The organism is Candidatus Halocynthiibacter alkanivorans, from assembly GCF_003333265.1.
GTDB lineage: Bacteria > Pseudomonadota > Alphaproteobacteria > Rhodobacterales > Rhodobacteraceae > Halocyntiibacter_A > Halocyntiibacter_A alkanivorans.
This window is the reverse complement of record NZ_QOLB01000064.1, coordinates 1-11,253: the sequence shown is the minus strand read 5'-3', so window position 1 is coordinate 11,253 and position 11,253 is coordinate 1. Positions and strand designations below refer to the sequence as shown.

Annotated in this window: 7 protein-coding genes and 1 pseudogene; 4 read left to right on the top strand and 4 right to left on the bottom strand. The window is 64.1% G+C overall.

Annotated features, from left to right (window positions below):
- Nucleotides 1-285: 285 nt before the first annotated feature.
- On the bottom strand, nt 286-852 hold the full coding sequence (locus DWA01_RS06095; protein ID WP_114284958.1) for a DUF1178 family protein: 567 nt from the start codon (nt 850-852) through the stop codon (nt 286-288).
- A gap of 514 nt (nt 853-1,366) precedes the next feature.
- Nucleotides 1,367-2,677: a 3-deoxy-D-manno-octulosonic acid transferase gene (locus DWA01_RS06090; protein ID WP_114284957.1), complete on the bottom strand. Its 1,311-nt coding sequence runs from the start codon at nt 2,675-2,677 to the stop codon at nt 1,367-1,369.
- A gap of 697 nt (nt 2,678-3,374) precedes the next feature.
- Here DWA01_RS06090 and DWA01_RS06080 point away from each other — a divergent pair.
- Nucleotides 3,375-4,400, top strand: a complete 1,026-nt coding sequence (locus DWA01_RS06080) for a type I glyceraldehyde-3-phosphate dehydrogenase (RefSeq protein ID WP_114284955.1) — start codon at nt 3,375-3,377, stop codon at nt 4,398-4,400.
- Nucleotides 4,401-4,875: 475 nt separating this feature from the next.
- On the opposite strand, the gene DWA01_RS06075 is transcribed toward DWA01_RS06080, so the two are convergent.
- Nucleotides 4,876-5,403 (bottom strand): ureidoglycolate lyase, encoded by a 528-nt coding sequence (locus DWA01_RS06075; RefSeq protein ID WP_419186988.1) that lies wholly within the window; start codon nt 5,401-5,403, stop codon nt 4,876-4,878.
- Nucleotides 5,404-5,438: 35 nt separating this feature from the next.
- Nucleotides 5,439-5,618 (bottom strand): annotated as a pseudogene (locus DWA01_RS23450) (allantoinase PuuE); the annotation flags it as partial.
- Nucleotides 5,619-6,039: 421 nt separating this feature from the next.
- Between DWA01_RS23450 and xdhA the strand changes: the two are divergent.
- Genes xdhA through xdhC form a run of 3 tightly spaced genes read left to right on the top strand, consistent with a single transcriptional unit; the run spans nt 6,040 to nt 11,104 of the window.
- On the top strand, nt 6,040-7,500 hold the full coding sequence (xdhA, locus tag DWA01_RS06065; protein ID WP_114284953.1) for a xanthine dehydrogenase small subunit: 1,461 nt from the start codon (nt 6,040-6,042) through the stop codon (nt 7,498-7,500).
- Between the two features lie 15 nt (nt 7,501-7,515).
- Nucleotides 7,516-9,867: a xanthine dehydrogenase molybdopterin binding subunit gene (xdhB, locus tag DWA01_RS06060; protein ID WP_114284952.1), complete on the top strand. Its 2,352-nt coding sequence runs from the start codon at nt 7,516-7,518 to the stop codon at nt 9,865-9,867.
- A complete protein-coding gene (xdhC, locus tag DWA01_RS23445) occupies nt 9,860-11,104 on the top strand; it encodes a xanthine dehydrogenase accessory protein XdhC (protein WP_114284951.1) in 1,245 nt (414 codons plus the stop codon). The genes xdhB and xdhC overlap by 8 nt, the downstream gene beginning before the upstream one ends.
- Nucleotides 11,105-11,253: the final 149 nt, after the last annotated feature.

Below are 11,253 nucleotides of genomic sequence, written 5' to 3'. Positions count from 1 at the left end.
CGTCAGCGCGCCACCGCGGCGTTGCGCGGCTCGCCCCGCCCGGCATGCCGGGCGCCTGCGACCCCGTGCAACCGTGGCGCTCTGGCGCCGCCCCGCCCGCGGTCGCAGGCGACTGCGAGCTCTGGCGGTGTGGCGCTGGTGGCGACGCCCCCGTTGTTAGTGAAGCGGGGTGCCTGGGTCGGTCCGGATTGACCGGGCGGCGGCCCGCCAACAGCAGCGCTGCTGCAGTCGCCCCGCCCGCCAGGGCGGGCGCCTGCGACCCGGGACGGTGGCTCTCCCGGGGCTTCAGTTGCTTTTGCGGCCGGGCAGAAAGGGCAGCGGCACCACCGCAATGCCATCCTCGATCAGCTCGCGGGCTTCTTCCACCCGGGCTTCGCCAAAGATTGCACGTTCCGGTGCCTCGCCCAGATGCATGGCCCGGGCCTCTGAAGCAAAGCCCTTGCCAACATATTCTGAGTTTTTTTCCACTTTGCGCCGCAGTTCCTGCAGTGCCGCCTCGATCTCGCCGCCCGGGGCCGAAAGCGCCCCCGCACCCTGGGCTGCCGGCGTCAAAGCCGGTTGCGTTGGGGCCTTCGCGTGCTGATCCGGGTCGGTGTCCGCCCGGGCGGCATCGGGGGCCTGTGGGGCCGTGCCAATGGTCTCAGCCTCAGGGGCGGCAGGGGCGGGAGGTGCCACCGCCGCAGAGCGCGCCGGGCGCACCCGCGGTGCCATAATGGCTTTTTTGACATCAGCACTGCCACAGAGCGGACATTGCACATGTCCCGCCGCGTTCAGCGCATCAAAAGCACCACCCGACTGGAACCAGCTTTCAAAACTGTGGTCCTGATTACATTTTAGCGCATAACGGATCATAAGGTGCGGCGTCTCTTCGACTTGTCTGACGGGCCCCCTACAGAGCGTAAAACGACAGAAAAGGCAAGCTGACAAGCGCTGACCTGTACCGGATTGCCACGCCGGAGCGCCGGCAAACCCACTCAAACGCGGCGTAGCTGCCAGGCGCCCGGAATGGCGGCAAGGGGATGGCTGACGCCGTCAACGTGCAGGGGGAGGGCATGAGTGGCCTTGCCGGCGAGCCAGCGCCGGGTGCCGCTGCCGGGGGAGCAGCGCCAAAGGTCTGTGCGGGAGGAGCCGGGCGGCAGGCTTGTGAAGAAAGCGGGGCCGGGATCAGACCAGACGGGCCGCCACAGCCGCTGCAGAATTCTGCCGTCCCGCCAGGCCGGAATCAGAACAACACCTGTTCAGGCCGGATCCGGAACGACCGCGAACCGGACCGCCTCCGGAGCAGAACGACCCGGAACTGAACGACCGCGGAGCAGGACGACCCCGGGCCAAAACCACACCGTGCCAGATGCCGGTGGCAGGATCTTTACGCCTCCGGGGTGTCTGCGCACCCGGAAATCGTGTAAATGCCGCTCAGCAATGCCGCACGTTCTACAAAATTCTGCAGCGCGCTGTCATCGCGGCGCAGCTCGGCCAGCGCTTCAGTGGCTGCAAGGCGCATGGTCTCGCGCCGGGTGTTGTCGGCACTCAGATGACAGATCATCGATGCCATGTCCCATTCGCTGCTGATCCGGGCAGAGCCGTTGGCACCGGCCAGCGCCTGATAGGCACCGCCGTGGTTGCTGACATCGGGCCCGTGCAGCACCACAGAGCCGAACTGCACCGGTTCAAACGGGGTATGGCCGCCCTTATGCACCAGCGAGCCCCCGACAAATGTCAGCGCGGCCAGCTGATACCAAAGCGCCATTTCGCCCAGCGTATCGGCCAGGAACACGCTGTCCGCTTCCGGCGCCTCCCTGCGGGAGCGCCGGCGGCAAGCCAGCCCCATGCCGGCGATCATCCCGGCAATCTCGTCGGCGCGGCCGGGATGGCGCGGCGCCAGAATCAGCCGCAGCTGTGGTTGTTTTTTGAGCGCCAGCTTATAGGCGGCCAGGATCTGTGCCTCTTCTCCCTGGTGGGTCGAGGCGGCCAGCAACGTGGTGGCATAGGGAAAAACGGTGCGCAATTCCTCCAGCTCCTGCGTATCGCCGGCCGGGATGGAAACGCCGCTTTTCAGATTGGCCAGCGGCGCGGTGGCATCGCTGCGCACCCCCAGCGTCACCAGCCGGGATTCCGAGCCGCGGTCCTGGGCGCTGATCAGGCTGATCTGGTCAAAAACGCGCCGGGGCAAAGCGCCGAGTCTGGCCCAGATACGGGCAGATTTTTCCGACATGCGCGCACCCAGAAGCGTCACCGGGATGCCGGCCTGATGGCACAGCTCAAACCGGTTGGGCCAGATTTCGTTTTCAATGGTGATCAGCAGCGCCGGCTGCCAGCGCGCAAGGAAACGTTTCACCGCATACCGGTAGTCCAGCGGCGCCAGCACCACGTCCACCCGCGCCAGGCCCCAGTCCCGGACCATTTTATGGGCGGTTTCTGTGTTTGTGGTAATTACAATGTGCAGATCAGGGTCTCGTGACAGGATCAGATCAATCATTGCCCGCGCCCCGGTCAGCTCGCCCAGCGACGAGCCATGCACCCAGACCACCGCCCCCCTGTGCAGAACACCTTCGCCGCTGCTGCCACCAAGCCGCTCAGCTATGGCACCGGGCCGGGGTTTGCCGCGCAATTGACGCAGCAGAAATCGAAGGGCAAGCACCGGGGCGGCAACGAGCAGTATCAGGCGGTAAAATAACATAGTCTCCGGATATTCCCGTTTAACGCGTTTTCAGCAATAGGCGGGCGGGCCGGGAGTGGCAAGCCCGTGCCCCGGCTCAAAAGTATAGTGCACAAAACCTTCCTGCTCCGGAAGGTTTGATTTGGCTTGGCTTTTCTGCTGCTTATGGTTTGCAGGTGAAATAGATAGAACTTTAATGACAGGCCACGACGTCACGTCGCTACTATGCCCGTCAGGGTGGTCTGCCGCCTCAGATACAACTGATGTGCGACCGGGGGCTGTTTTGCCGATGCCTGAGCGGTGATTCCCAAAGGCACGTTCAGCGATATTGTCACCTCCGCGCTGCCCTTTGGGGATAAATCCCGTTTGCGGGTCTTGTCTTGTCTTGTCTTGTCTTGTCCTGGCCGCGGTCCGGATATGCGGAGATTTTTTCGCAATATATCGCCTGAGTGCAGCCTACCCGTGTCCGCGGCCCAGGCGGATCTGGCGCGCACCGGCTCCTGCCGGCCCCGGAAGCGACCGGCGCGGGCATCGCAATACCCGCCGGAACCGCCCTCAGAAAGCCACCGGACCCGGCATCAGAATGGCGGCGGGGGCAGGTGCAGTGACACCTGCTGCGACTGCGAACCGCAGAGGGGTACAATTTCGCGGTGGACAAGCCGCGGCCAATTGGATCAGTACTTAGCTTCTGAGACAGACCCGGAAAAAAGGTGGCTCTATGACCAACCAGCAAACTGACAGGCCTGTGAAACTGGCGCTGAACGGCTTTGGCCGCATTGGCCGCTCCATCCTGCGCATGCTGGCAACGTCACGCGCGGCAGAAGCCTTTGAAATTACCCTGATCAACGACATCGCGCCGCTGGAAACATGTGCTTATCTGTTTCAGTACGACAGTGTTTTCGGCCCGTTTCCCGGCGCGGTCAGCTTTGGCGACCACAGCCTGACGGTCGACGGCAAAACCATCCCGTTTCACTGCGTGCGCGATGTGGGCGAGCTGAACCTGTCGGACGTGGATGTGCTGCTGGAATGCACCGGCGCGGCCGGCAACCGGGCCACCGCCATGCGCGGGCTTGAAGCCGGTGCCCACGCGGTGCTGATTTCCGGCCCCTCTGCGGTGGCCGATGTCACCGTGGTGCTGGGCGCCAATGACGCGGATCTGGCGGATCACCGCATCGTCTCCAACGCCTCCTGTACCACCAATGCGCTGGCACCGCTGCTGCGTATTCTGGATGAGAACTGGGGCGTGGAAAGCGGCCATATGACCACGGTGCACTGTTACACCGGCAGCCAGCCCACCATCGACAAACCCCGCGACAACCTGGCGCGCAGCCGGGCCGCCGCTCTGTCGATGGTGCCGACCACCACCTCGGCGGCGCGGCTGATCGGCGAGGTGCTGCCCGCGCTCGCCGGCCGCATTGAAGCACGCGCCATCCGGGTGCCCACCGCCAGCGTCTCAGCGATTGACCTGAACCTGCAGACCCGCGAACCGGTCACGGTGGAGCAGGTGAATGCGGTGCTGCGCCAGGCGGCTGAAAACAGCAACCTGATCGGCTGGATCGACCAACCGCTGGTCTCCACAGATCTGCGCGGCCGGCCGGAATCCATCGTGCTCTCCGGGCTGGAAACCTCGGTTTCGGTCGGCGGGTTGCTCAGGGTGTTTGGCTGGTATGACAATGAATGGGGATTTTCCAACCGCATGCTGGACATGGCGCGGCTGATTTCTGAACGTCAGCGCCAGGGCTGAACGACGCAGACAGAAAACGGGACAGCCGCGCTTCTGAACTCGCCGGTCCAAAAGAGAGCCGGGCCGCGCGCCGCGCCCGCAGGGCGCGGCGCGCGGCCTCCCCTGCGGCGGTTGCTGCGTTTTGTGGGCAAGTTGCAATGAGGCCGGGTGGGCAACACTAATCGAAGCGCACCACCATCAGACGTGCAACAGAACCAAGCGCCTCTGTACCAGGAATAAGTCAGTTAGCCGCCACTGTATTCTGGGAGGGGGCGAGCGCCTGGCTGATATTGCGATACTGTTTGCGGTCGCCAGTTTCGGTTCGTCAATGTCAGGACAGAGCATTTCGAACCCGGACTGAAACAGCAACGGGTCTGCCCCGCCCGGACCCACGGGCCGGGCGGGGCCCCATGGACCGGGCTCAGCCCTGCGCCACAGCCATTCGCAACTATGTGCGCCCGTGAGCTGGTTCAGACAGTTCAACCGGCGCCCTGGTTCAGGCCCTGACGACCGTGTATGCCGTTTCAAACCAATGTTCTTCCAGATTGTCGCCCTCGCCGAAGCGGTCGACTACAGCGTGTTGGCCGGGCGCTTCAAAGGGCGCCAGCACGCCGTGCCAGGTGCCACGGTGCAGGTTTACGGACTGGCCGGGCGCGCTGAGGAAGGCGCGCAGGTTGACCGGCACACCGGCGTCATCTTGCGCCACGATCACCATCATCGGCACCTGATTGAGCGGGATAAAGGCCTGACTGCCTTCGGGATGGCGCTCCACCAGCTCCACCAGACAGGGCAGCTGACGTGCCTCGGCGTTAAACAGGCTGATGCCAGCGGCCCCATCGCCAAAATCAAGTCGCGCCAGGTCGTGGTGGCGGCCGCAGAGCCCCTGATTGATCAGCTTGTCCGGGCTGCCAGTGACCTCGATCACTTCACCAAACGCGGCAAATTCCGCCGCCGTCGGCGGTTCCAGACGCAGGGTCCGCTCAGCGCCGCTTCCGCTATCCCTGTCATCCCTGGCGCGCCCGATGCCTCCGGCATCCCCTGCGCGCTCCGGTCATGGCCTGCCACGCCGACGAATTCGGACAGAAAAGCTTCGGAGGCCGCGTCACTATGCAACACGCAATTATCGCCGCCCTCTTCATAGTTGATGACTAATTGCACAGCAATTTTTGCGCCACCTGGCCAGCTGGCGTCCGGCGCCTCAGCGCCACGTCCGCGCATGCCACGGGGGTATCTGTTCACGGGGCCTCTCGTTGGGGGCGGTCTGAACCAGGCCAGATACAGGTCGGATACGGGTCAGAAACGGCTCTGAAACGGGGCTGGCACCGGCGGGTAACAGGCGAGAAGCAGGTCCTCGCAGGCTCTGAATTCAGGCCTTTAACTGGCGACCTTGGCCCGCAGCCTAACCACAAGCTCCTGCCGGCGTCCAGCCAGCTGGCAGGCCTCCCCGCCATCGCCAGCCCCAGCTCTCGTGCTGGTGGCAGCAGCAGCGGCGGTGCTGCTCCGCAGCCGCCGGGCTGGTCAAAATTGACCAGCGGGTATAAATTCTGCTGGCAGACGCGCGTGTAATCGGTGCAGAGTTGCATTCGCTTTGCGCCGGAGCGGGGGCTCAGCCCGGGCTCTGCGACACTGCGCACAGGTTTTACGCAATCCGGAGGCCGCTATGCCACATCGTCCGCACATCCAGTTTCTTCTGAACGGCACCACCACACGGCTGAGCCAGGTGGGCGCCGATGACATGCTGCTGGACTATCTGCGCGACGAACGGCGGCTGACCGGCAGCAAAGAAGGCTGCGCCGAAGGCGATTGCGGCGCCTGCACCGTGCTGGTGGGGCGGCTGCATCAGGGCGTGCTGCGCTATGAGACCGTCAACGCCTGTATCCGTCTGCTGGCCTCGCTGGACGGCTGCCACGTGGTGACCATTGAGCATCTTTCCGGCACGGACGGCCGTCTGCACCCGGTACAGCAGGCAATGGTCGATTTCCACGGCTCCCAATGCGGCTTTTGCACCCCGGGTTTTGTGATGTCGCTCTATGCGCTGTGGATGAAGAACGCCGCCCCCAGCGAGCAGCAGGTGGAAACTGCGCTGCAGGGCAATCTCTGCCGCTGCACCGGCTATGAGCCGATCATCCGCGCCGCGCTGGCGATGACCCGCTATGGCAGCGCCAGTGACGATCTGCTGCGCGTTGAGCGCGCCAGCATTACCGCCAGCCTGCAGGCGCTGCAGGACGGCAAACGGGTGGTGGTGGAAAACGCCGGCAGCCAGGCCATCCTGCCCGCAGATGTCGACGATCTGGCCCAGGTTCTGCTGGAGACACCCGACGCCACCATCGTTGCCGGTGCCACCGATGTCGGGCTCTGGGTCACCAAAATGCTGCGCAGCATTTCTCCGGCTGTGCATGTGGGCCATCTTGAAGGGCTGAAGCAGATCACCACCACCGACGGCGATCTGACCCTGGGCGCAGGTGTCACCTACAGCGAATGTGAACAGGCGCTTGGCGACGCCTTTCCCCATATCCCTGAATTCTGGGACCGCATTGCGGGTTGGCAAGTGCGCAACATGGGCACGGTGGGTGGCAATATCGCCAACGGGTCGCCCATTGGCGACACGCCGCCGCTGTTGATCGCACTGGGGGCGGAGATCACCCTGCGCCACGGCAAAAACAGCCGCACCCTGCCGCTGGAAGTTTTTTTTATCGCCTATGGCAAACAAGACCGCGCTCCGGGTGAGTTTGTCCACTCGATCCGCATCCCGCGCAGCGGGTCTGAGACGTTGAACGCCGCCTATAAAATCTCCAAACGCCGGGACGAAGATATCTCCTCGGTCTGTGCCGCCTTTAATGTCACGCTCCGGGATGGTAAAATCACCGCAGCCCGCATCGCATTCGGCGGCATGGCCGCGATACCCAAACGCGCCAAAGCGTCCGAGGCCGCGCTGATCGGTCAGCAATTCTCCGCGGCCAGCCTTGACGCTGCCGCCGCGGCGCTGCCCCAGGACTTCACCCCGCTCAGCGACTGGCGGGCCGGTGCTGACTACCGCATGAAAGTGTCGCAGAACCTGTTCCGCCGCTTTTACCTGGAACAGAGCGACAGTGATCAGCCGGTGCGGCTGGAACGGGCTTAAGGGAGGCGAGAGACCATGAAAACTGACGTGACAATCCGGGGCGGTGTCCATACCGACCTGCAGCATGACAGCGCCGCCAAACATGTCACCGGGCGGGCCACCTACACCGATGACATCAATGAACCCAAGGGTCTGATCCACGCCTGTCTCGGCGTCTCGGACGTCGCCCATGGCACCCTCAACGCGATTGATTACACTGATGTGCTGGCCGCGCCCGGCGTCATTGGCCTGATCACCGCCGATGATCTCACCGGCAGCAACGACATCAGCCCCACCGGGCGTGGCGACGAGCCGGTGTTCCCGACCGAAACCATTCAGTTCCATGGCCAGCCGCTGTTTGCGGTGGTGGCCGAAAGCCGCATGCAGGCACGCCGTGCCGCTGAACTGGCGAAGATCGATGTAACACCGCTGCCCCATATTACCGACGTGTCAGAGGCCATTGCAGCAGATTACCCGATGGTGACTGAACCTTTGAAACTGCAACGCGGCGATGTCGAGACCGCGCTGAAATCCGCGCCGCACCGGCTGCAGGGCTCTATGCGTATCGGCGGCCAGGACCATATGTATCTGGAAGGCCAGATCGCCATGGCAGTGCCGGGTGAAGACGATGAGATGCTGCTGCATTGCTCGACCCAGCACCCCAGCGAAGCCCAGCATATGGTCGCCCACGCGCTTGGCGTGCCCTCCAATGCTGTCAGTGTGAACGTGCGCCGGATGGGCGGCGGTTTTGGCGGCAAAGAAAGCCAGATGAACCTGTTCTGTGTCGTCGCCGCGCTGGCCGCACGCAAATGGGGCAGGGCAGTGAAAATCCGCCCCGACCGCGATCAAGACATGACCGCCACCGGCAAACGCCATGATTTCGTTGTCGATTATGACGTCAGCTTTGATGGTGACGGTCGTATCCACGGCTTTGACGGCACCTATGCGGCACGCTGCGGTTTTAGCGCCGATCTGTCGGGCCCGGTGACCGACCGGGCGCTGTTTCACGCCGATAACGCCTATTTTTACCCCCATGTACGGCTGGTCTCAAAGCCGATGAAAACCAATACCGTCTCTAACACCGCCTTTCGTGGTTTTGGCGGCCCCCAGGGCGTGATCGCGGCCGAGCGGGTGATGGAAGAGATCGCCTGTGTGCTGGGCAAAGACCCGCTTGAAGTGCGCAAAGCCAACTTTTACAGCGCCAGGGGCGGCGACCTGACTCCCTATCATCAGGAGGTCAACGACAGTATTCTGGACCGCCTGGTGGGTGAGCTGGAAGACAGCTCGGACTACCAGGCCAGGCGCAAAGCGGTGCTGGACTACAACGCGCGTGGCGGCATCATCCGCAAAGGCATCGCGCTGACCCCGGTGAAATTCGGCATCTCTTTCACCGCCACCTGGTTCAACCAGGCCGGCGCGCTGATCCATATCTACAATGACGGCTCCATCGCGCTGAACCACGGCGGCACCGAAATGGGCCAGGGGCTGAACACCAAAATCGCCCAGGTCGTGGCCGAAGCCTTCCAGGTCGATTTCGACCGTATCAAGATCACCAAAACCACCACCGAAAAAGTGCCCAACACCTCGGCCACCGCCGCCTCTTCCGGCACCGATCTGAATGGGATGGCGGCACTGAACGCGGCAGAGCAGATCAAAGCGCGGCTGGTGAAATTTGCCTGCGAACACTGGAATGTGGCGCCGGACGGGGTGCGGTTCGCCGCCAATATGGTGCACGCGGGTGCGGAATCGATCCCGTTTGATAGCTTTATCAAACAGGCCTATATGGCGCGGGTGCAGCTTTCGGCCACCGGGTTTTACAAGACGCCGAAAATCCACTGGGACCGCGCCGCCGGCAAGGGCACGCCGTTTTATTATTTCGCCTATGGTGCCTCGGTGTCCGAGGTCAGCATCGACACGCTCACCGGCGAATATCAGATCGAGCGCAGCGACGTGCTGCATGATGTCGGCCTGTCGCTGAACCCGGCACTGGATCTGGGCCAGGTCGAAGGCGCCTTTATCCAGGGCGTTGGCTGGCTCACTACGGAAGAGCTGTGGTGGGACGAGGCCGGCCGTCTGCGCACCCACGCGCCCTCGACCTATAAAATTCCGCTGGCCTCGGACCGACCGCGTGAATTCAACGTGAAACTGGCCGACTGGTCGCAAAACCGCGAACGCACCATCAAACGCTCCAAAGCGGTGGGCGAACCCCCCTTCATGCTGGGCATTTCGGTGTTTGAAGCGCTGTCGATGGCGGTGGCCTCGGTGGCGGACTACCGCGAATGCCCGCGCCTTGATGCGCCGGCCACGCCCGAACGCGTGCTGATGGCGGTGGAACGGCTGCGTGCTGGTGGTACAGGGCAGGGGGACACGGGGCAGGCCGATGGCTGACTCCACACGCGATACTGGCCACAGCCGCGCACCTGTTATCGGGCCAGAGGGCAGGTCTGACAGCGCACCGGACGCTGCGCCGGCCGCTAAGCCCGCCCGCCAGACAGCCAGCCTGAGCGTCAGCACGGCGGGCGGCGGCCCGGGCAACAGCACCGACAACAGCACAGACAATAATCCGGGCAACGCGTCGGGCGATGCATCCGACAACGCACCGCAGGTTGCAGTGCAAAACGCCGCTGGAACGCTTCCAGGCAACACGCCGGACACCTCCCCGGGTCGTGCTGCTGCAAGCCCCCCGGAGGATGCACCGCGCAATGACTCAGCGAAACTGCGTGCCAGCGCTGCGGACAACACCGCGCCGGACAGCGCATTTTATGCTTCGGACGACGGGCCGGATGTCGCCCCGGGTCGTCTGTCCGGCAAGGCAACGGAACTGGCGCTGTTTCTGGCCGCCTCCCCCGATGTGATCCAGGTTCAATTGACCCGGGTGCAGGGCTCGTCGCCGCGCAGCGAAGGCACCACCATGTGCGTCAGCGCCACCGGGATCTGCGGCACTATCGGCGGCGGTCAGCTGGAATATATGGCGATCGATCAGGCCCGCGCGCTGCTGGCCCATAGCGGCGCGCGCACCGAAATGGACGTGCCGCTTGGTCCCGAAATCGGCCAGTGCTGCGGTGGACGTGTCACCCTGTCGCTGCAACGCATGGAGGCCGTCGACCGCGCGGCCCTGCTGCAAGAGGAACACGACGCACGTGACGCAGAGCCGCATGTGTATCTCTATGGTGCCGGCCATGTGGGCCGCGCGCTGGCCCGTGCTTTTGCGCCGCTGCCCCTGCGCCTGCTGCTGGTCGACAGCCGCGAAACGGAACTTTTGCTGTGCAGCAGCGGGGTGGAGACGTGCCTGACACCGCTGCCCGAAGCCCTGCTGCGCGCCGCGCCCGCCGGTAGCGCCCATATCATCGCCACCCATGACCACGCGCTGGATTTCCTGCTGACATCCGAAGCACTTGACCGCCAGGACGCCGCCTATGTCGGGCTGATCGGCTCCAAAACCAAACGCGCGCGTTTCCTGCGCTGGCATGCGGAGCAGATACCCGATGTGCCCACCGCCGCCCTGGTCTGCCCGATCGGAGGCCACGCAGTGCCCGACAAACGCCCCGAAGTCATCGCCGCCCTCGTCGTGGCCGAAGTGCTGCAGGCGCTGGCAGTCCGGGCCTGGGTTACGGCTGAGGTCTGAGACACGCATCAGCCCCGCACTGATTACGCCGCCGCGCCAAACAACCTGATCACATATCTGTACGCGCCCTCGCCACACCCACACGGCCCGGACTGCCAGCGCCTGCAGCACTTCGGCCACGACGAGGGCGGCGATGACTTCGGGGCGTT